Consider the following 21919-nt stretch of genomic DNA (forward strand, 5'->3'; position numbering starts at 1 on the left):
AATAAACTTGGTTTTAGCCACCCCGTTTATTTCTAGCTTCTTTAAAGGTAGTTAATACCTGAGAGACACTAAGGCTTTGATGCTGAATTAACATAAACCAAGCCCCCGTCAACACGATATACAGAAACCAAAAAATAAATAATTTAATTATTTCATTGATCAAAAAATTACTACTGAACAAGTTCTCTAACATCACAGTAATTATAGCAACAGGTATTGCCGGTAGTATCAATAACAATAAAAATATAGAGAGCTTACTACTAGATAGCTGTATTTCTTTTCGGCAAATAAAAAACATGATCAAAAATGAAATTATACCTATAACCACTCTGACTTTTAGAAAAAACGCTAAATCATTCTGTTGAATAGCAAAAAACAAGCAGATAACAAAAAATATAGAGGTTATTAATTCAAAGAAAAAAATTAACTTTACCTTTTCTTTAATTGTTAACACACCGGTTAAAATACCACCAAAAGAACTAGTTAATATCAGTGGTGATAAAATTTGCATTAAAATACCAACACTAGCCCATTTTTCATTATCACCCAACATCACCAATACGATTAAATCTGAAAATAATATTATGGTAATAATAATTGGTAAGGAAATAAGCATTAGCGACATTAGAATAGTTTCGGTGGTTTTAAGTAATGCTTGCGGATCAGATTTATATTTGGCAATTGAAGGCACCAAAACGTCGGCTAATGGCGAGATAACGATTTCTGTTGGTAGCGCATTAATTTTCTGCGCCATATTATATGTACCGGTATTCGCAACCCCAAGGTATTTGGTGACCAGAATTTGGTCCACTTTACCTTTTGCGTAATTGACAAAGCCTTTTAAAAATACCCATTTCGAAAATTTATACTGATCTTGCCATTGCACCAATGCGAATTTTGGCCGAAAACTATGTATATAATAACTACCAAGCGTTAAAAACAGCTGATTAATAATACTACCGTATAAAAAAGCCCAATAGTTTTTCAGCCAGAACGCTAAAGAAACAATGCTGATAAATGAAACTATTTTTGCCAATATTTCTAATTTCATTATTGGTTTAAAATTTACATCTTTTACCAATAAAGAATTACCGACATTAGTTAAGCTAACCAGTATGGGGATTGTCGCTAGTACGTATAAAGCATTTTCTAAGCGACTTTCATTCATAAATTCTGCAACAGTTGATGCAAATATAACAATAATTAATGCAACAAATAGCTTAACGATGAATTGTAACGACCACGCGGTGTTAATGTCGTCTTTGGTTAAATTTTCTTTTTGAATGATGTACTGATCTGTACCTAAGCGTGCAAATAATTCAAAAAAACCAGTGATAATTGAAGCGGTAGCAATAAGACCAAAATCATCAGGAGTTAATAAACGCGCCAAGATTAGTGTAGAGACAATGCCTAATAACCTTAATGACCATTTACCAATGAATGACCAGATTAAACTACGTTTGAGCGTACTAATTGTGTTCATTTTGCCTTAGATAATATTTACAATATTAAGCTGTTACAATTTTATAAAAAACGATTAGTTATTTTAATTGTGTCGGATAAAAGAATCGGCCGCAAGCGACCGAGTTTTAAATGAGCACTAACTGCCTAGCATTTTTCTTGGCTATCAAGCTCAATCAATTGATTCTGCATACTTCGTAGTCGTTTCTTTTTTGGCGTTGCCAATAGCCTCAACGAAATAACTTTAATTCCAAAGTTTACCTCCCCAGAAGTAACGCTTGCGTATTTCTGGGCACAACTTGATAAACTTCCTTTCTGAAATGCTCTTACTCATTTGTGTTACATGACTAAGAGCCAACTTTGGCTCCACTTTACAACCATATAAATATGATTTTCAGGTGTTTCTAATTCCTGTATATCTAAATTATAGTCATAATCAATTTTCTTAATTAGTGCCTTCATCTGTCAGCGATAGGCTCTACAAAAACATTACGGTGATACATTGATATCCACTCAAAGTGATACATTAATCTGCAAACATGGTGTGTATTTCTTTAATGTTCCATATACTGGATAAAATAAACGAGGAAGAGCCTAGTTTATGCTATCCAGCACCAGGGCAAGCCCACGATACTTAAGCAATACGAATAAATTTCAAATATCGTTTTAAATATATTTTAAATAGATATTTATTCCGCTCGATAGGTCGCCCTAAAATAACCACAATCAACATAGTAACGCCATAAATATAGAATATTTGCTGCCAGCTACTAACGTCATCAAAAGGAGAAATAACACCTAAAAAACGAACAATAGGCAAATGAAATAAATACAAACAAAAAGTTAAACTAGCGAAAAAGGTAATTGGCTTTTCAAAAAATAGGAGGAGCGTTTTGATATACTTTAGTACTTGTGGCGCGCACATTAAATGTAACGCAAACATAGCACCATCAATATAATCACCTACTATATTATTTCTAGAGAGCCATTGATTTTCATATTCAAAATAATTCCTATAACTTTCACTAAAAATAATAATTGCAAAGCTTATAAAAAATATTAATACTGCAATATAGTCAGGAATTTTATGGTCACATTTATGTAGTTTATAAACCAATACCCCCATTAACCAAATAGGAAACAATAATAAAATCGTTGGACCAGCGAATAGAGCGACAAGGGTTAATAAAACTAACCTAGTTGATAACTTAGGGACAAAGACAAAAATAGCAAACAGAATATAATAAACTGTTTCAAACGTAATAGACCAAAAGGCTCCATTATTAGTTGGTGACAGACCACCATGCCATATGCCTTGTGAAAAAAACAACGTAATAAGGTAACGCCAAAAATAATAAGGCTGATTGGCATTCCATGGGCCTTGGTAATCTTCAGTAACTAAGTAAGTACCTAACTGGTTAAGCACCAAAGTCAGTATAAGAGCCGGGATAATTACGGAAAATAAGCGGGCTGCCCGAGCTAAAAAATACTCTCTGGCATTTTTTTCCCGATTATCGACCACATAAGTAATTACATAACCAGACATAACAAAAAAAACCATCACTGCAGTTTGGCCATAGCCACTTAGTTGCCATAAAAAACCACCGGTAAGCCGTATATCAAATGCGTGTACAATAAGTACAACGAATGCGGCTAAAAACCTTATAAGATCTAAGTACAGCGATGTTTCTTTATTTAGCATGTTATTTTACGAATCTTCGCCCAATTGGTTGTTTATTTACATCAACAGATATTTTTAAACAAATAATCATGGCAAATAATAGATAAAGTAATTCAAAATAAGCAGCGTTTAAAGCAGCCCCACCTACACAAAAAGTCAATAGTGATATTTTTATAGCTTTCAGTAAGCGATATTCCCATTCTATTTTTTCAAAATGCGTCAACATTTGATTAATATTTCTAATTGCAGTTAACAACATCAGAATGAACAATACAAAACCCAATAATCCTTGATTACCCAAGACTTCAAAATATATGCTGTGAGCCACGAATCCTATCTCGGGTACTGGCGTTTCAAAGAAAAAGTTTAAACTATCTAAATCAGGTACGTATGCTTGCCAAATTGACTGGATCGCTGTTGTATTGAAGCCCATTCCAGTAAATGGGTGATCCAGAGCTGCTAGAAAGTTTATCTTCCAAAAGGTGACTCGAGATAAAAAAGAACCATCGCTATCTGCACTTTGGATAGTATCCATCCGCTCAAACCAAGCATCTGGTAACAATGGAGCGACTATAGCTATCACAATAATTACAACGAATATAATTGAAAACTTCTTACCCGTAGTCCACCAATAATAGACCCCCATAAATAGCAGAGCCAATAGACCACCTCTAGAGGCTGTCGCTAAAACTGCAATAATACAGCCTATTATAATTGTCCAAAAAAATTGTTTTATACGAATATTTTTTATTTCAGAAGCCATATATAACATAAGCGGTATTGACATATTTAAGCCAAGAGCTACTTTGTTATTGTCCCCCAAGGGTCCTTGTATCCCTATTATTTTGTGCCCTCCTCCTGTCGAAATATATTTAAGCGCTTCCATAAAGCCATAAAAACATAGGGCTAAACATAAAAAGGCTAACACAGCTTCAAAATGTTGTTTCTTTCGAATTAGCAACGTACAAAATAAAAAGAAGACTATTCCCTTAGCGAAGTTACTAAAACTCTCCCATTGAAACTCATAAACTGAATAAAACATTAAACCCAAACTGCTTTGTAGGCAGAACATCACTACCAAAACAAATAAACCAGTAATTCTATATTCAGGTTTATTTTTCATGAAAAAATAACTTGCTATAGTTATCAATGAAAAAACTAAGTTAATACGTAAATCCAAGCCAAAGCCATACAACCAATTTTGCATTGGGTACATAGATGTCCAAAACCACAAACATAGTCCAACTACAGGTGCTCTGAGTCCATAATATATAAAAAAAGGAAAACAGAGTAAAAATAAAGAATCACGCATTATTCAAACATTTTTTGCATTTTTATTTTCTCTTTTATCATTATCATTCACTTCTAAATTTGAGAAATACCGCGCTAATAATAGTGCGACAACAATATTGAATAAGAAGAAATATGAACCCATTAGTTAACTCTATTTATTTGGTAAGTAAACGTTAAAAAATTCAATTGAATATTAGCTACATTTTTAACAGATTTATTTTTAATAAACGATAGAACTCTAATTGTAGTGAATTAGAGTAGCGCCATCTCTTGTCTTAACTCGCCCATCCATCGAATTATTGTAAATTTCTGCACTGCTTTCTTTAAAACGCACATCAATTCCAAGAGAACCATAAATATGATTGCCATAAATTTTACTATCAAATCCCTTATTAATATACACACCCACGTCATTTAAGCAGTTGAGGATAATATTGTTTCTGATAATGCCATGCGTATGTTCGTACTTGCATTCACCATCAACACAAAATTTTTGCCCCGAACCACCACCACCAAGTGATAAACCAATACGAATGTCCGTTGTTGATGTATGGGGAACTTTCCATTCACAAGCAACTAAATTTTCTTCCATTATGCCATGCTGTCCACTGCCTTTTAAAAAAGCACCATAAGTAACACCATGACCATTACGTCCATATTTACCAAAATCGGCAATAAAATTATTTTTCACTAACCAATAATCACCGCCTACTACATCAATCGGAGTTACTGAGTTAATCGTGTTACGCTTCCATTCATTCACAAATGAGTTATTAATAATTTGCACATGATCAGGAAATGCTTTTTGCGTACTATCTCCTTTAACAGCTAAACCATTACCTTTGATATGTGCATTGAAATTCATTACATAATTATTACGAATAATGGTGTAATCGGCATCACCAACAAGGTGAAAAGCATGGTCACACCAACCATCAAAAGAGCACTCTCCTTTAATTATTAAGTTTTCAAACACCCAAAAAGGTTTATCAACGTAAAACCCTTGTTGTGTACCTAATGTTAAAGTGACTGTGCCATATTTAGCAGCTCTTAAAATGATCGGTTTATATACTTCCCCAGCGTTGCCAAGCTTGATATATTTTTCAACAATATGATATTCACCCGGCTCAATAGTAATAATCGCTCCAGCTTTGGCAATACGTAAGGTTTTAAGTAGCTCATCTTCCGATGCGACAAAATATATTTCATCTGGTGAATAATCGACTGGTAGTTCTTGAGTAAAATTATCTTTTGTTCCAAGCTGAAATGGATCACGAACGATTGTTGTCTTGGTTATTTCAGGTAAAAAAAATGTTACCTTGCGTATAATTATTAAGGCGTATTGGTGTAATCCTGTATTTTGCCGAATATTTAAGTCTGTATACTTATGAATTAATAACTTAAGTTCAGAAAAACGATTAGGCAATAAAACATGGGCAATAAACATAATCAATAAAAAAAATATTATTGAAAATATTGCTACTCGCTTCACTGTTTTTTTTGAGATTAAGTTACTTATTGGTTGTAAAATCTTCATTATGAAACACCTGATGATTATCCACTGAATTCTGATATCTATTATTTGTTAATTATTAATAGTTCAAAATTATTAATAATCTTACTAGCATTACCCAGCCAAGATAACTGTAATAGTTCGATGGTTGTAAAAGCATTGGCTGATAATTGTTGGCGCAGAGTTTCACTTTCAATTAATCGTTTAATTTGTTCAATCATGCCGGCAAGGTCGTCTTCGGCAAATAAACAGCTGTTGTTGTTTGATAACAACTCTTGAATATTATCGGAATCTGGCGCGACTATCGCTAAACCTTTGGCGAGGTATTCAATCATTTTTAATGGTGAAGCCCAAGGCGTTACTGCCGGTTGCAGCGCAATATCTATTTGATCAAGCCAATAAGGCATTTCTTCACGCTTAACTAAACCGGTCGACTTAAACTTGTCAGCAATACCTAAGCTAGCCGCTTGCACTTTTAAATCATTAATTACTGGGCCGTCGCCAACCACTAAAAAGAACAAGTTGCCTTGTTCAACTTTCGCTAATAAATCTAATACTTGATCGAGCTTGTGCCATTCACGGCAAAAACCGACAAAACCGACCACTAATTTATCTTTAAACTCTGGTGCGCGATTAGCCGCATTTTTTGGCGTAAAAATGTCAATATCTACACCATTCGGGATCACAGTAATACGCTCGGCAGGTACGCCAACCGCTCTAATATAACTGGCCATTACTTTAGTAACCGGTAATACACGATCAGCGTTCCGCCATACGTAGTTTTCAGACCATTTAGCTAACCAATCAAGGGAAATGCCGCCGTATTTTTTGCGTTCATTATAAAGTGGTGAGTTAACTTCTAGTTGCAAGGGAATTTTGAAGAGTTTTTTCGCCCAAATACCCGCAAGTAAAAAGATATTACAGCGCTCATAAATGCAATCAGGCTTATGTTTAATTATTGCTTTTGCTAATTTAAAAAACGCATAAAAGCTGTAAGAAAATTCTAAACATTCATAAAACCAACCAGGTAATTTGGCTTTTAGTACATCAACCCATCCACCGTCACTGCCAAATTCTGAATGCTCGGCTATTTTAGGGGCAACAATAACCACTTCATGACCAAGCTTTCTGAACGCTTTAATAATTTCCTCAACATGAACATATTGTCCATCTTTAGAAGCAATACGATGGTGATAAAGAATTTTCACGATTTCTCTAATACTGTTTTAAATATTTCATACTGGCCTAAGGATGTAGCATACCAATCAAAGTTTTCAGCATATTGGCGTGTGGATTGACGCTGTGGAGGGTTATCTAGTAAATCTTTTATACCTTTTGCAATTGACTCAGATGTGCGCTCAACTAATACACCGGCCTCGCTTGAGGTAACTACTTCAGGAGTACCCCAAACACGGGTCGCAACCACTGGCGTACCCGAAGCCATTGATTCTAACAATACATTTGCCCATCCCTCGCGACTAGAAGCTAATACACTCACGTCAGTTGCTTTGAACCAAAAGTTTAATTGTGGTTGAGGTAAAGCCCCTAAAAATATCACTTTGTCATGCAAGCCAAGCTTATGCACTTGGTTTTGTAATTTAGTTAAGTCAGGGCCGTTACCCGCAATCGCCAATACCGTGTTATCAAGATCTTTAATTGCATCAATCACTAAGTAATGGCCCTTGCGTTCGATTAGCCAACCTACTGACATCACTAATTTTCCGCTAATACCCAGCTCAGTTTTTAGTTGCTGTTGTTGGCTTTCATCTGAAGAAGTAAATAAGTTTAAGTCAACACCATTGCGTAATACGGTAACTTTTTCAGGGGCCGCGTCTATGGTCAGCATCTCATCTTTTAATGCTTGGCATACGGTCATCATATGGGCCGCCTTTTTAAAAACCGCTTGGATCATAACACGAGCTTTAGGTATTTGCGGTATCAAGTTGATATCGGTGCCACGGGCGGTGCAAGTAAAAGGTAAATTATATTCTTCAGCAACTTTGGCTATCGCTACACCGTCAGGATAAAAATAATGGCCGTCGATTAAATCAAACTTTTTACCTTGCTGCTGTAGTTTTTTCAAGCTTCGCGTAATTGCCCACTGCATAAAAATTGGCGTTAAATACATGCCGATTTTGGGAACAGCTAAGTATTTGGGATGGTATATTTCAATGTCGTGACGAGTTTCTTGTTGTACTACGCCAGCATATTTAGCATATTCACCGAATTTTTTTGAACTGAATGGAAACCAAGGTACGGGGGCGATAACCGTCGCTTTTACATCAGGAAAGTCTTTAATCAAATGGCGCAAACGGGTTTCAACAAACACACCGTGTTTTAAATCATTATTATTGGGATAAAGACTGGATATCGTTAACAAATGCATACAACCCCTCCATCACGTCGCTGCAACTAACACTATGTTTCATATTTCTAAGCCTTCCTAATTTTTGAAAATGACAATGGTTTTTCAATGACCAAAAATAAAAAAGCTGAGACGCACAGGGTGACAACAAAAAAAGGTACTAACATTACATAGAATACCCACGTCTGAGTATCGTCAGCCGGGATAATTTGATTGAGTATTAAAAATAAAAATTTGAGTGTTAAACCATGAATTAGATAATACGAGTAACTCATATTACCCAACCATCTAAATGGCAACTTACTAAAAAAAACACTCCCATAATTAGTTTCTCTAAACGTGTTCAAACAAATCCATCCATAGGCAAAAAACATAATTAGAGTTAAAAACCATTGAAACTTCATATCCCAAATATACCTAACTAAAATCATCATTGAAAAAGTTAATAGTAATAAAAGTAAAGCGTTAATATTAGGTAGTAATAATTTTTGTTTTCTTAATTCAAAAATAACCATGCCCGATACAAACATTAATAACCTTATATGCGAGTCGTGTTCAAAGCCGTACACAAAACCTACTAGAGCAATTAGGCATAAAAAAAATAATCTCTGCACCGGATTAACTGAACGTAATCTAAAAACACCTATAACAAAGGGGGCAATAATATAAAAAAACATTTCATAACTTAACGTCCATGCTACTGTCATTACTGGTTCTATATCAAAAATACCAGGCAACAATATAAAGCTGTAAAACACAAAGAAAATTGCATCTACATTATCCTTTGGTAATTTACTCTCGGCCGAAAACACAAACCCCAAAGCTAGGTATAAAATCATCATTACAAAGAAAGTTGGATAAATTCGGATAAACCTGCGTTTTAAATATAAAAAAGTATCTTGTTTTTTTGTAATTAACATTCCATAAATTAAATAACCACTCAATACAAAGAAGAAGTCAACGCCAGTCGCACCTATAAACCTCAGATAAAAAATAAAATCGGATGTGGATCCGGGTGCAACCCAAGGTTCTGACTGCGCTGCAAAATGAACCAAAAATACTAAAAAAGTTGCAAATGCTCTTAAACCTTCCATAGGGACAATAGTGTTATGGTGATTATGTGAAACCATAAACACTCTATTTAATTTTTCGATTATCATTGTGTTTCCGATTCGAATCATTGCATTTTATTTCAGTAATAAGTTTGGTAGGTGAAAAGCAAAACTTTTCTTTATGTGCCTAATAGTTAATTTTCAAGCATCGTCGACTGTCGTATTCTGTAAAATATTATAATTTATCGTTGTCTCTCTCGTTCGATAAATTGTCCTAACATCATTAAAGTCCACAAAGAGGCTGAATGATCATATTTTTCTGAAACATGCTCATTTATCAACGCATTGATTTTATCTTGATTAAAAATTTTAGTACTTGTAAATACTTCAGATGACAGCAATTTTTTCATTTTTTCTTTTAATGGTCCACGCAACCATTCGGCCAGAGGAATACTAAACCCCATTTTCTTGCGATAGAGATTGTCATGTGGAACATGAGCTTCTAATTGCTTTTTAAATTCAGCTTTACCCTCTGAGCCAACTAAATTTTTTGATGAGGGAATTTTAAAGGCCCATTCTACAAATTTATGGTCCAAAATCGGCACCCTCACTTCTAAACCGTGAGCCATACTAGCTCTATCAACCTTAGTATTGATGTCACCCGTGATCCAAGTTTTGTAATCTAAGTACTGTATTTCTTTTAATGGGTCATCGAAACTTTTACCCTCTAGAGCCTTAGCAAAAACACTTTTAGATGAATAATTTTTTAGCTTACTTTTGAAACTATCACTGTACAGACGATTACGTTCATCACTTCGCAATTTACTCATACTATTTAAATAAGCTTCACTGCTGCTCATGCCTAGAGACTGCAAAGTTGTTTTCGCTCTCAAATATTGAGGAGCCCAATCAAGTTTTGGATAAAGTTTACCTAATAAACCAAATACTGGCTTTCTAATAGCCAAAGGTATTTTACTGCGTAACTTTTGCTCGGCCATATGAAAACGATAACGGCGATAACCCGCAAATAATTCATCTCCACCATCGCCTGAAAGCGCAACAGTAACGTATTTTCTCGCTAATTCACAAACACGATAGGTTGGTAAGGCTGAACTATCGGCATAAGGTTCGTCATATATATCTATGAGTTGATCTATTAAACCGAAATCTTCATGATTTATAATTTCTACCTGATGAACGGTTTTATAACGTTCAGCAACGAGTTGGGCGAATTCTGTCTCATTAAAATCAGGGACATCAAAACCTATTGAACAGGTCGTAACAGGATTATCACTCAGCTGTGCCATCATAGCGACAATTGCACCAGAATCGACTCCCCCTGATAGAAACGAGCCTAACGGTACTTCGGCTTCCATTCTGATTTTTACCGCTTCTTTTAAGCGCCCTATTAGTTCGTTGTCGATTTCTGCTTTGGATAACTCTTGCGAAGTCTGCCAAGGTAAATCCCAATATTGGGTTGGCTTAATATTTTGCTGGTTCTCGCCTTGTTTCAAGTGCAAATAATAGCCTGCAGCCAATTTATGCACGTCAGTCAAAATTGTCTTAGGATCAGGCACATAGCCAAATGTAAGGTAGTCTTCTATTGCTTGATTATTAATTTCATTTGAACAAAGCGGATGCTGTCTTAGTACTTTTAATTCTGAGCCGAAAATAACCGAGCCGTCTGATAATTGACTGTAGTGTAGTGGTTTTATTCCTAAGCGATCTCGTACTACAAATAATTCTTTTTTATTGTTGTCCCACAGAATAAAAGCAAACATGCCCCGAAACTGGTGTATACAGTCTGTACCCCATTCTTCCCAAGCATGCACAATAGTTTCGGTATCGCTGTGAGTTTTAAATACATGTCCCTTGGCTTTGAGTTCATCAGCAATTTCATGATGATTAAAAATCTCGCCATTAAATACAACCGCAATAGTATCGTCTTCATTATATATAGGTTGATGACCACCGGATAAATCGATAATCGATAAACGTCTGTGCCCTAATCCAACCCCGTCACCGATATGATAACCCTGATCGTTGGGGCCTCGGTGTGCTTGGGCGTTATTCATTTTTTGCAACAAAATCTCATCAATAATATAGCTATTATCGAAACTAAAAACGCCGCTAATTCCGCACATACTTATAACCCCAGAGATTTTTGATATAAACCTGTATACGCCTTGATTACGGCAGATTCTTCAAATTGATTTTCGATAATGCTAAGCCCGCGATCCCCATGCAGCTTAACCAAGCTTCTGTCATCAACATATTTTTTCATAGCCAAAGCCAATGATTCAGCGTTCTGCTTTTCAACCAAGTAACCATTTTTACCATCGATAACCAACTCAGACAATCCACCTACATTGGTTGAAACAATAGCTAAACCTGATGCCATTGCCTCAAGCACCGTCATTGGAATACCTTCGGCAATTGAAGATAAAACAAAAATATCGGAGCCAGATAATAGTTCTGCAATGTCGGTTCTCACCCCCGTAAAAATGACGAATTTGTCAAGGTTAAGCTCATGAACTAAATCACTTAAAGAGTTTTTTATCTCACCATCACCCACTAGAGTTAATCTGATTTGCCCAACTGATGCAGCTGTTTTATTGATCAATATTGCGAAAGCCCTAAGTAGATTGGCTTGGTCTTTTACAGGGTTAAAACGAGCTATATGAATAAAATGCAAACAGGTTGATTCATGCTTCGCCACTGAAAAGCTGTCGGTGTTAATTCCATTACGAATAAGTCTTACCTTTTTTTCGTCAATATTTACAACATTCTTTAGCCAAAGTTCTAAATCTGTTGATACTGGAACAAAAAAATGAATAAAAGGTGAAACAAATCGTCTCAATACATTATGTTTGGGATTTAAACCAAGAGGGTCGGAAATTTCACGCCCATGTTCTGCATGAACATGCCCTTTAACGCCTGCTAGTCGAGCAATTGGATGATATTCAATAGCAGCTAAATTGTAAGTGTGCAGTATGTCTGGCTTTAACTTGCGCAATAACTTTAACAAACGCCAATGACTATTTAGATCCTTACCTAATTTTTTATCAAGTTGGTAGACTTTGACACTTGGTTTTAAATGTTTTGAAAAGTCTGAGACATTCGTTAAGGCAATCACTACATGTTGGAAATTTTGCGATGTCATGGCATTGATACAGTTCACCATCACCCGCTCCAGCCCCCCCACATCAAAGCGATAGATTAAATGTGCAACAAGTATATTTTGTTTAGCCATTTATAAAACCCTTGAGCAAATTTTTACTTCCTCCTTGCCTTATTTACTAAAGATATCTAAAGTTTCGACAATGTGTTTTAACTCTTTCAGATTCTGTCTATCCCCATCAATATTGATAATAGTAATCATTCCAGCTCCTACGCCTCCTTTTAACTTGGTAAATAATTGGGCTTTCTTAATATCCAAAGAAGAGCTAGATATCACACCTTCTGCCTCGTACCAGTAAATTAAAGTCTTTTTTAATCCACTTACGGCTACTAAAGACACAACACTTGCGGGCACTTGCGTATCTAAAATGGTTAATGTTAGTTTATGGCTATCTATTAATGAAAACTTTTCAATATTGTAGAGGCGATTTACACTGCTAATTAGTTCTTGTTGTTGGCTGTCAGTCTGAAATTGAGCCACAAATATCTCAGTATTGACATTTTTACCTGCCAAAATCACAGTAAATTGATTGTCCGCAAAAGGGAAATGTGGCTCAAAAGAGGCAATATTCCTCGGCTCAGATTCTGAAAGAGTTGCTAATTGATTTACGTACGGTCTAAAATTAAATGTTGAGTCTAGTTTTCCAATAACAAATGACTGATATAAAGGCTTAAGACTCAATAGTAAAAAGGTAAACATAAGCAGTAAGTACGAAGGGACCTTAATACTCTTTGTTAAATTAATGCCTGATGATTCTGCATATTTATTTGAATTATTTTCACGCCAAAAATTCCCGAAAAAAAGTAACAAGATAAGTACGAATGCAAAGAAAAACCATCCGTAAACTAAATGGTCGAACCCAACTGCATGAGTCATATTAGATACATGTCCAATATAAATAATGCCAAAAGCTCGAATTCCATTAGCGACAATTGACAAAATTATGCTGAAAACTATAAAAGCAGTTCTTCTCCAGAAACTAACGTAAAATAAGTAAGCATAAAGCGCAGCGATTGAAATCATAGAGATTAAAAACCGAATTCCTGAACACGCCTCTGCAACAACAAAGGTACCATTCGGGATATAGATGTATAAACCTTCTCTGTAGACCGGAATGCCTACGAGCCGCACAAAAAACACACTAATATCAGCAGTGACTTTTTGCAAGAAAGGAACAAGTTCCTCCCCCATCGGCACTGCAAATATAAGAAAAGCTAATGGAAAAATAAGGAACTTGAATATTTGCCAACCATAAACGAGGCCCACAATACACACTAATGAACCATAAGCAGCTAAATGTGTAACCACTCCAAGACTTGCTAAATCAGCAAGTAAGAATCCAAATTGGCCGATAAAAAGAGGAAAAAGAAACCAAAAGCAATTTTTTAAAGGAATAGTAAATAATGTTTGTTTTTTTTCGTAAATAAGATAGATGACAATAGGTAAAATTAAGAAACAATAAGTGTAAGTTTCGGAGCCTTGCCAGACAGAAACCATACTTTTAAGAGTACTAAAATACACACAGAACCAAGCGATCAATAATGACAGAAAAAATAGGTGATAAATTTTACTTGAGGCGATTTTCATATTTTCCATACATCATTATTAAATTTGATTGCCAAGCTCAACTAATTGATAAAAAGATGACCATGTGAAGTTATTAACGTTTGTGCACCTTCAAAATCATTAGGGGTTCCTATATCAAAAAATAATCCCTTATTTTTCATCGCAAAAACGGGAACATCTTCATTTGCCAAGATCTCATTTTCGAAACTAAACTTGCCGAAAAACTTGCTGAGTAATTGGTGATTTTTTTTTAGTAAGTAAATACCAGAATTAATAAAACCAGCTCCTTGTTTACCTTTTTCAAAAAACTTAATAAGTTGTGCATTGTCATCAATGTCCGCAGCTCCGAATCGACTGACGTCTTTTACTTCCGTACAAACGATACTTAAATTTGAATCGTTCTCCTCTGAAAAAGACAAAAAGTCAGACAATGAAAATTCCATAAATGAGTCTGAATTTACCACCAGCACTTGAGAGCCTTTTACTTTGTTCAAGGCTAACTTAATCGCTCCCCCCGTACCTAAAGGCTGTTCTTCGTGTGAAAAATCGCAGTCTAAATTAGGAAAATTTGCTTTTATATTGTCAATTATCATTTGAGAATGATGAGAGACAGCAAAGATAAAACGAGTGATCCCTTGTTTCTCTAAATATTTAACTACGTAATGCAAAAATGGGCGCCCTGCTATCTCAGCGAGGGATTTAGGGTAAGCATCTCCTGTAACACCATGCAACCTAGTACCTAAGCCACCAGCTAAAAGTATCGCTTCCATTTATTTCAAGTGTCCAAACATAGCTTCTTCGATCAAACCGCAAAGAACATGACCGATTGAAATATGCGACTCTTGAATAAAAGGTGTACTTTTAGAGGGTACATTTAAAATAACATCGCAAACTTCGGGTAATTTCCCTGCATTACCACACAAGGCAATCGTGACAATTTTCATCTCTTTAGCCACTTTAACTGCTTCTAAAATATTAGCAGAATTACCCGAAGTGCTAATTCCAATAAAAACATCTCCTTCTCTGCCATTAGCTTGAACTTGACGGGCAAACAATTGCAAAAAACCATAATCATTACCAATTGCTGTTAACATTGAAGTATCTGTAGTAAGTGCAATCGATGGAAGCCCAGGGCGATCAAAATTAAACCTACTGACTAATTCAGCGGCTAAATGTTGAGAGTCGGCCGCGCTGCCTCCATTACCAGCAAATAAGATTTTGTTGCCATTTTTTAAAGCAGCAATACAAATTTCCGCAGCTGCTACAATTCTGTTTTGTAAGTCTAGATCTTCTAAGATTGCTTTCTTAGTAGCAACAGAGTTTTCAAAATGTGTTTTTATGTAGCCTAAACTGTCCAAGCTTGTACTCCTATTTGAGTAAACTGAAATTGATTGACCTGCCCATTTGACGCGTGTTGACTAAGCAGCTTCATTAATTTTAGTTTTTGTTTCGGTTCAACAAAAAGCATCATAAACCCCCCTCCCCCCGCGCCGGAGAGCTTCAGTGACTTTGCTCCGTTTTCTAGCGCTAAGATTGATATTGTCTCTATGTATGAATTCGAAATTGAATCTGAAGTGCCCTTTTTAGCGGCCCAGGAGCGTTTTAATATATTTGACATACCTTCAATATCTTTACGTAGCAAACATTCTTTCATTTCAAAAGCATGTTGTTTAACTTTGTGTAAAGCTTCTAGGGACTTGTCATCCTTACTGTTAGACGCTGCACGGATTTGATCATCTATTATCTTTCCTGAGTCTCTTGACACACCAGTAAAAAATAAAAGAATTTGGCTCTCTAATTCATTCAAGATATCTGTTCTAATTCTTAGTGGATTGACTAAAACACGCTCTTTATCGAATTCCATAAAGTTAACGCCACCAAACGTCGCTGCATACTGGTCTTGTTTGCCCCCGGATAACTTACAATCTTCACGCTCAATTTCAAAAGCTAAATGTGCCAAATCGTATTCACCCAAGGGTAACTTTAGTAACTCTCTATAGGCCGCTAAAATTGATACGACCATCGTGGAAGACGAGCCGAGTCCACTACCTGGAGGCGCATCTGAATAAGTAGTCACGCTTAAGGAAAGTGGTTTATTCTGATTAAAATCTCGAACTATTCGATTATAAATCGCTTTGTGCAATATAAGATCAGCATCGAGGGTTAATTGACTAACTGCCTCGCTTTGATAACATTTTTCTATATCCGAAGCTTCAAAGTAAACTCGTCCGTCGTCACGAGTCTCGATAGTAGTATATGCATACATATTTATTGTGGCATTAAGAATACAACCACCATAAACGTCACTATATGGCGAAACGTCTGTACCACCGCCAGCTAAACCAATACGTAATGGAGCTCTAGAACGCACGATCATTTAATTCGTCCTTTAATAATCAAGGTTTTTCGTCTATTCCTTGAGAAGATGATTTCGTAGATATATTAATGAGCAGGTTTTAAATCCAGTAGATTTGGAAGTTTTTCCAACGCACCATTCCAACTATATCTATGGACGATCCACTCACGATTAACACTAAAATTCACTTCTTTTTCATTAAGTAAATTCAGGATAGCGTGTGCCATTGCTATGGGGTCATCTTGCACTAAGTCTTGTTGCTCAGAAGGAATCGCAATCCCCTCCTGCCCCATACTCGTCATGACAACAGGTTTAGCCATAGACATTGCTTCAAGAACCTTATTTTGTACACCACGAGCTATCCGCAGTGGCGCTACCGCCAAAATAGAGTTGGCAATATAAGGCCTAACATCAACGACACGCCCTGTCACCACAACCCCTGGCAAAGATTCGAGCTGCTTTATCTTATTTGATGGTTTCCCACCGACTATATAAAAATGACAATTCGGAAACTCATCTGTTATTAAGGGCCATACACTTTTACAAAACCAAACTACCGCATCTTCGTTGGCCCAATAATCCATAGCGCCAGTGAAGCAAATGCAAGGGCTTTTAATGTCTGTTATACCTGTAAAATCAAAATTAGCTTCAGGTGAAAAATAGTCAGTATCGACCCCATTAGATAAAGTGTAAATTTTTTGACGCAAATCACCAGGTGACATCTTTTTAAAAAGAGCCGCTTCTTCTTCTGTTATTAAAGTTATCGCCTCAAAATCTTGAAGTATTTTTTGTTCAAATTTTGCTAATATTCGATATTCTCTTGAATAAATCCAACGCGTATACCAAGGCTTATTTTCAGCATATTGACGCCATTTATCTGAATCTATGTCCGCCATATCTAAGATTCTAGTTTTGTGACGGTATTTATCTTTGTCGATAAAGGGAGCAACTCCTGATGAATAAACAAATAACTTATCTATATCGAATTTATTAATAGTTTCATCTGTCCATTGTTCTAAATCAGAACTTCGATAATGTTCAGTTGATACAGCATTGCCAAATAACATCGCCTTTAAGCCACTAGTACTCTGACTACGTGCGCAAATATCAACAGTTTTGAAAGACTCACAGTATTTGTTCAGTTCGCTTATATACTGTCGATCAAAAGGATCGTCAATAAAGCATCCAAGATGAATCTGATAGCGTTTAGACAAAAATATTAATAAATTAAATGTGGTAATTTTATCCCCCTTATTTGGAGGGAATGGAATTCGGTGACAAAGAAATAGAATAGGCTCTTTCAACTTATATCATCCTAGATATTTAGATAAAAATGGGCCAATAAATTGACTAACTGGCAAAGGTAGCTTTTGCCACATACGTATAAAAGTTTTGTATTTAGGGTTGTTAGGGCTAAGATTAGGTAACTCTCTAGATTTCACCAAATAATAGTAATGATACAAAGGAGATGGATCAATACCCCAAGTAGATTTATAACTGAATGCTCCGCTATCATTTTTACTGCGGCCAAAATCAAAAATTGAACACCCCTTTTTAACTGCATGACACATTAGTTGAAAATACATGTGATCATTACTCTTGGAAGCTCTAGCCTCACTCAATCCCCCACCGTAATACGGCATAACTGTATTTTTATAGTAAAAGCTCATCACACTAGACAAAGGCATATCATCTTTATAAACAGTCAGAACGTCAACATTGTTTCCAAATTCAGCAACCAAAGCACTAAATAGTTTTTTTGGAAAAACAGGAGTACCCAAATTCCGGACGCTGGTGGAATAAATTTCGTATAAAGAATCTATATCTTTGTTTACGGTTACTGATAATCCATTTTTTAATGAATGTCTTATCACTGCTCGTTGCTTTTTCTTTATAGAAAGTAGAATTTCATCTTCAGTAACAGGTAATTCTTTGATGAAGTAGCCATGCTGTGACTTTTCTATTAAGACACTTGTCTGCTTTGTTTGGTAACGCAGTTCTAAATAATCAACCTGAAGTTTTTCAGCCAAATCACACGCAAATTTTTCAAGTGTTTGTTTAATATCGTCCGTATCGGCAATGGCTCCACCGTACATACAGAAAGGAGTAGAGCAAAGTGTATGGCCAAAGATGAAACTTTTCACTTCAAAGAGAGGAAGCACACCAACAACAGAACTATCGCTTTCAGCAATAATATAGTGAGGAGTATGACCGCATGATTTGACAATGACGTTTAACCAACCAAAAAGATGACAAAAACTCCCTTGAGAATGCCCATTAACATAATCATCCCAAATAACCATATCAACAGTGGACGCTATCCTTAATATCATAAGCTTTTTACTTCATTACCATCTAAGTATACGGATTGCATAGTAGCCCAGTTGTGTTCATCAATTAGTCTAATTAATTTTTTTTCCATTGCATTCAAATTTATATAGTGTCTCAACTTTGACTTTAACGAAGCTCCCTTAACCTTGGGTTGTTGTGGGTCAATTTCCCAAGGATGAAAATAAAAATTGTAGGGCTGATTTTCATGAGAAAAATAATGCTCAATTCGTCTTTTCGAATACCAATAAGGATACAAACGAAAATAGCCTCCTCCTCCAATTCCAATGTTTTTATTGCCTTTTCTAATAGTCGAGACTGGTACTTCAAGAATTCCTTCTGGTCGGAGATACTTAAATCTTGGCCAACTAGGTACTCCATATAAGTCATGAGAAATGGGATAGGTACTGGATGAGTACTTAAAGCCTAAATCTACAAGTATTGAATACGTCCAAGTATTGGACTCATCTATAGAAAAACTAGGCGCCCTATACCCTAAAACTTGCTGGCCGGAAATATCTTCTAAAATATTTTTGCTATCACTTACATCCTGAAAAAATTCCTTTTCGTTCATAGTGGTGGCACGTCGATGATTCAACCCATGACTGGCAAGTTCGTGTCCCTCACTCACTATTCTTTTAATCAAGTTAGGGCATCTTTGCGCAACCCAGCCTAGGGTAAAAAAGGTCGACTTAATATTACGCTCATTGAACAAATCAATTAAACGATTGGTGTTGTCTTCAACTCGAAGAGAGAGCGAATCCCAATTTTCAGGAGATATTTTTGACTCAAATGCTGAAACTTGAAAATAATCTTCAACGTCTACCGTCATTGCACTGACCATTTTAGTTAGTCTTGCTTGCACTTTTTATATATCCTTCAAAAAATCATTAGCTTTGATCATCTGCCCTTCCCAAACAAAACTACTTCAACAGTACGAATCAAAATTAAAATATCCAGCATTAAACTTTGATGTTTGACGTAATAAAGATCAAACTTCAATTTTTCCATGGAATCCTCCACACTCGCGCCGTAGGGATAGTTAAGCTGCGCCCAGCCTGCAAGTCCTGGTTTCACGTTATGACGTTGATTATAGTAAGGAATTTCACGGATTAGTTGTTCAACAAATTCAGGGCGTTCAGGTCTAGGTCCGATAAAAGACATCTCCCCCCTAAATATGTTCAGTAACTGCGGAAGCTCATCTATACGATACTTTCTAATAAAATGCCCGATTTTAGTTACCCTTGAGTCATTAGTCGTCGCCCACTTAGCACCATCTTTTTCCGCATCAGGACGCATGCTTCTGAATTTTATAATTTTGAACAATTTTCCGTTTAAACCCACTCGTTCTTGCTTGTAAAAAATAGAGGCGTTTGAGTTTCTTACATCTTCAAAGAAGATGATCAAGGCAGTGAGCAACATAAAGGGCCAGGTAATCGACAAGACCAATAAGGCTAAAAAGCAGTTAATGCCATAGTCTAAGGCATCTCGTAAATAGTTTTGTGAATTAAAGCCGTTTGAATAAATAACCCAGCTTGGGTACATAAGATTAACGACAATTTGCCCAGTTTCCCGCTCCATAAAATCGAGCAAATCAGTTACTTCAACACCTCGTAGTCGACAATCAAACAATATTTCAACGGGCAAGGTACCACGGCGTTGATCACACGCGATAACAACCTCATCAATATCGTTATCAGAAATGAAATTTCTGAAGTTTTCGTCCACTTTAACGTGTATCAATTTTTCGTTTTGAATGCCTTCTTCGCGGTTGTCGCCTGGAATAGGAATAAAACCAATCAATTCAAAGCCTACTCTGTCGACTTCACGACGCATGCGTTTTTCAATAATTGAAGCGCGCTCTCCAGCACCAATAATAATAATTTTTGTTTGGCCTAGACCTAATATTCCAAGGCGATTTACGAAGTATCTAAAGATAACGAGAACAAGAATGGTTGACCCAGCAAAGAAAGGTAAAAAATATTGATGGATCTCTAAATTACTGATGAAGGTATTTCTAAAAACCTCCATTACAAAATAAGCTAGCGCGACACTAACAAAGATTCGTCTGATAATGCCTCGAAACGTTTCTCTGAGCTTTGTTTCGTAAAGTCCAACAGAGAGGGCTGATACGATAACTAAAAATGTAAATAACCCAATGGTCGTCAACAAATTAACGAGCCCAAGAGGAGGTGAATTGTAAAACTGGTTAACTACTTCAAAAGAGAGATATCCCACGTAACTAATAAAAATAGTCTCTAGCATCATTAAAATGTTTGAGCGGCGCACTTCTTTGCGATTACCAAAACCCATTTACTTCTTCCTCTTTTCGCCACATCAAGTTGCAGCTATCGCCCTCATGACTATTACAGGCTTTAATTCGTAACTATTTTTTGACTGTTTAAAATATATTATTGTTGTCGATTCAGTCCAAACCTTGTTACATTGTTTCGTAACTAATCCAAACAAGAAGTGGTGTAATTTACATGAAGAAAAGCAAAATAACATTCATGAATCTAATTTTTTTACCTATTTTCATATTATCTGGATGTAGCAGCAAAACAGGCTCTTTGCCAACTGCAACAACCTATCAGTCAATAACTACCTCAGTTGACGATTACCAATACCTAATTGGCCCCGGAGATTCAGTATCAATCTTTGTCTGGCGGAACCCAGATATATCAGGTTCTTTTATTGTAAGGCCCGATGGCAAAGTGACTACATCGTTGGTGGAAGACGTTCAAGTTTCAGGTAAAACACCAACAATGTTAGCTCGAGAAATAGAGGAAAAACTGTCAAAATATATAAACAATCCTCGAGTTACCGTTAGTGTAAATAATTTTAATGGTCCGCTTAGCGAGCAGGTGAGAGTGATAGGGGAAGCTGCAAATCCACAAGCTATAAACTATGTTGAAAAAATGACCCTGCTTGACCTCATGATAGCAGTCGGTGGTTTAACTGAATTTGCTTCTGGTAACGGGGCCAAGTTGGTGAGAATTGTGGATGGAGTACAAAAGACTTTTACACTTAAAATCGATGACTTGATTACTGAAGGGGATATTGCACAAAACATAGATATTCTACCCGGCGATATTCTAATAATACCTGAAGCTTGGTTTTAGA

At 36.0% G+C, this 21919-nt stretch carries 18 protein-coding genes; 1 reads left to right on the forward strand and 17 read right to left on the reverse strand.

The window, feature by feature from the left end:
- Positions 1–13 precede the first annotated feature (13 nt).
- The 17 genes from ACEN2L_RS16170 to ACEN2L_RS16250 all read right to left on the reverse strand — a co-directional run bounded on the left by ACEN2L_RS16170 (position 14) and on the right by ACEN2L_RS16250 (position 21109).
- Positions 14–1483, reverse strand: a complete 1470-nt coding sequence (locus ACEN2L_RS16170) for a lipopolysaccharide biosynthesis protein (protein ID WP_441745174.1) — start codon at positions 1481–1483, stop codon at positions 14–16.
- Between the two features lie 612 nt (positions 1484–2095).
- Positions 2096–3163: an acyltransferase family protein gene (locus ACEN2L_RS16175; protein WP_441745176.1), complete on the reverse strand. Its 1068-nt coding sequence runs from the start codon at positions 3161–3163 to the stop codon at positions 2096–2098.
- A gap of 1 nt (position 3164) precedes the next feature.
- The gene (locus tag ACEN2L_RS16180) at positions 3165–4454 is read right to left on the reverse strand and encodes a putative O-glycosylation ligase, exosortase A system-associated (protein WP_441745178.1); all 1290 of its coding nucleotides are present in this window, start codon (positions 4452–4454) and stop codon (positions 3165–3167) included.
- Positions 4455–4673: 219 nt separating this feature from the next.
- On the reverse strand, positions 4674–5972 hold the full coding sequence (locus tag ACEN2L_RS16185) for a hypothetical protein (protein ID WP_441745180.1): 1299 nt from the start codon (positions 5970–5972) through the stop codon (positions 4674–4676).
- 41 nt (positions 5973–6013) lie between these two features.
- Entirely contained in the window at positions 6014–7156 is a 1143-nt protein-coding gene (locus tag ACEN2L_RS16190) for a glycosyltransferase family 4 protein (RefSeq protein ID WP_441745181.1), read from the reverse strand.
- Complete coding sequence (locus tag ACEN2L_RS16195; RefSeq protein WP_441745183.1) at positions 7153–8334, reverse strand: glycosyltransferase family 4 protein; 1182 nt, start codon at positions 8332–8334, stop codon at positions 7153–7155. Before ACEN2L_RS16195 ends, ACEN2L_RS16190 begins: the two co-directional genes overlap by 4 nt.
- Before the next feature lie 47 nt (positions 8335–8381).
- The gene (locus tag ACEN2L_RS16200; protein WP_441745185.1) at positions 8382–9473 is read right to left on the reverse strand and encodes an acyltransferase family protein; all 1092 of its coding nucleotides are present in this window, start codon (positions 9471–9473) and stop codon (positions 8382–8384) included.
- Positions 9474–9607: 134 nt separating this feature from the next.
- Positions 9608–11509: an XrtA/PEP-CTERM system amidotransferase gene (locus tag ACEN2L_RS16205; RefSeq protein ID WP_441745187.1), complete on the reverse strand. Its 1902-nt coding sequence runs from the start codon at positions 11507–11509 to the stop codon at positions 9608–9610.
- Positions 11510–11511: 2 nt separating this feature from the next.
- Positions 11512–12618, reverse strand: coding sequence for a TIGR03088 family PEP-CTERM/XrtA system glycosyltransferase (locus ACEN2L_RS16210; protein ID WP_441745189.1), 1107 nt, complete (start codon positions 12616–12618; stop codon positions 11512–11514).
- Positions 12619–12657: 39 nt separating this feature from the next.
- Positions 12658–14133 (reverse strand): exosortase A, encoded by a 1476-nt coding sequence (xrtA, locus tag ACEN2L_RS16215; protein WP_441745190.1) that lies wholly within the window; start codon positions 14131–14133, stop codon positions 12658–12660.
- Between the two features lie 41 nt (positions 14134–14174).
- Positions 14175–14882, reverse strand: coding sequence for a sugar phosphate nucleotidyltransferase (locus ACEN2L_RS16220; RefSeq protein ID WP_441745191.1), 708 nt, complete (start codon positions 14880–14882; stop codon positions 14175–14177).
- Complete coding sequence (locus ACEN2L_RS16225; protein ID WP_441745193.1) at positions 14883–15470, reverse strand: D-sedoheptulose 7-phosphate isomerase; 588 nt, start codon at positions 15468–15470, stop codon at positions 14883–14885.
- The gene (locus tag ACEN2L_RS16230; protein ID WP_441745195.1) at positions 15458–16489 is read right to left on the reverse strand and encodes a GHMP family kinase ATP-binding protein; all 1032 of its coding nucleotides are present in this window, start codon (positions 16487–16489) and stop codon (positions 15458–15460) included. The genes ACEN2L_RS16225 and ACEN2L_RS16230 overlap by 13 nt, the downstream gene beginning before the upstream one ends.
- A gap of 65 nt (positions 16490–16554) precedes the next feature.
- Positions 16555–17772: a TIGR03087 family PEP-CTERM/XrtA system glycosyltransferase gene (locus ACEN2L_RS16235; protein WP_441745199.1), complete on the reverse strand. Its 1218-nt coding sequence runs from the start codon at positions 17770–17772 to the stop codon at positions 16555–16557.
- 6 nt (positions 17773–17778) lie between these two features.
- The gene (locus ACEN2L_RS16240; protein ID WP_441745201.1) at positions 17779–18771 is read right to left on the reverse strand and encodes a FemAB family XrtA/PEP-CTERM system-associated protein; all 993 of its coding nucleotides are present in this window, start codon (positions 18769–18771) and stop codon (positions 17779–17781) included.
- 26 nt (positions 18772–18797) lie between these two features.
- Positions 18798–19661 carry an XrtA system polysaccharide deacetylase gene (locus tag ACEN2L_RS16245; protein WP_441745203.1) on the reverse strand — a complete coding sequence of 288 codons (864 nt, stop codon included), beginning with the start codon at positions 19659–19661 and terminating at the stop codon, positions 18798–18800.
- A 35-nt stretch (positions 19662–19696) separates the two neighbouring features.
- Positions 19697–21109 carry a TIGR03013 family XrtA/PEP-CTERM system glycosyltransferase gene (locus ACEN2L_RS16250; protein ID WP_441745205.1) on the reverse strand — a complete coding sequence of 471 codons (1413 nt, stop codon included), beginning with the start codon at positions 21107–21109 and terminating at the stop codon, positions 19697–19699.
- A 173-nt stretch (positions 21110–21282) separates the two neighbouring features.
- Here ACEN2L_RS16250 and ACEN2L_RS16255 point away from each other — a divergent pair, with 173 nt between their 5' ends.
- The gene (locus ACEN2L_RS16255) at positions 21283–21918 is read left to right on the forward strand and encodes an XrtA/PEP-CTERM system exopolysaccharide export protein (protein WP_441745207.1); all 636 of its coding nucleotides are present in this window, start codon (positions 21283–21285) and stop codon (positions 21916–21918) included.
- Position 21919 lies beyond the last annotated feature (1 nt).

Origin of the sequence: Flavobacterium sp. W21_SRS_FM6, from assembly GCF_052119645.1 — a bacterium.
Taxonomy (GTDB): Bacteria; Pseudomonadota; Gammaproteobacteria; order Enterobacterales; family Alteromonadaceae; genus Paraglaciecola.

Bases quoted from the DNA above. Each gene is read 5' to 3' on its own strand.
- ACEN2L_RS16170 (WP_441745174.1), bottom strand. From the start codon at position 1,483: ATGAACACAATTAGTACGCTCAAACGTAGTTTAATCTGGTCATTCATT.
- ACEN2L_RS16230 (WP_441745195.1), bottom strand. From the start codon at position 16,489: ATGATCGTGCGTTCTAGAGCTCCATTACGTATTGGTTTAGCTGGCGGT.
- ACEN2L_RS16180 (WP_441745178.1), bottom strand. From the start codon at position 4,454: ATGCGTGATTCTTTATTTTTACTCTGTTTTCCTTTTTTTATATATTAT.
- ACEN2L_RS16195 (WP_441745183.1), bottom strand. From the start codon at position 8,334: ATGCATTTGTTAACGATATCCAGTCTTTATCCCAATAATAATGATTTA.
- ACEN2L_RS16210 (WP_441745189.1), bottom strand. From the start codon at position 12,618: ATGGCTAAACAAAATATACTTGTTGCACATTTAATCTATCGCTTTGAT.
- xrtA (WP_441745190.1), bottom strand. From the start codon at position 14,133: ATGAAAATCGCCTCAAGTAAAATTTATCACCTATTTTTTCTGTCATTA.
- ACEN2L_RS16175 (WP_441745176.1), bottom strand. From the start codon at position 3,163: ATGCTAAATAAAGAAACATCGCTGTACTTAGATCTTATAAGGTTTTTA.
- ACEN2L_RS16200 (WP_441745185.1), bottom strand. From the start codon at position 9,473: ATGATAATCGAAAAATTAAATAGAGTGTTTATGGTTTCACATAATCAC.
- ACEN2L_RS16205 (WP_441745187.1), bottom strand. From the start codon at position 11,509: ATGTGCGGAATTAGCGGCGTTTTTAGTTTCGATAATAGCTATATTATT.
- ACEN2L_RS16250 (WP_441745205.1), bottom strand. From the start codon at position 21,109: ATGGGTTTTGGTAATCGCAAAGAAGTGCGCCGCTCAAACATTTTAATG.
- ACEN2L_RS16185 (WP_441745180.1), bottom strand. From the start codon at position 5,972: ATGAAGATTTTACAACCAATAAGTAACTTAATCTCAAAAAAAACAGTG.
- ACEN2L_RS16255 (WP_441745207.1), top strand. From the start codon at position 21,283: ATGAAGAAAAGCAAAATAACATTCATGAATCTAATTTTTTTACCTATT.
- ACEN2L_RS16220 (WP_441745191.1), bottom strand. From the start codon at position 14,882: ATGGAAGCGATACTTTTAGCTGGTGGCTTAGGTACTAGGTTGCATGGT.
- ACEN2L_RS16240 (WP_441745201.1), bottom strand. From the start codon at position 18,771: ATGGTTATTTGGGATGATTATGTTAATGGGCATTCTCAAGGGAGTTTT.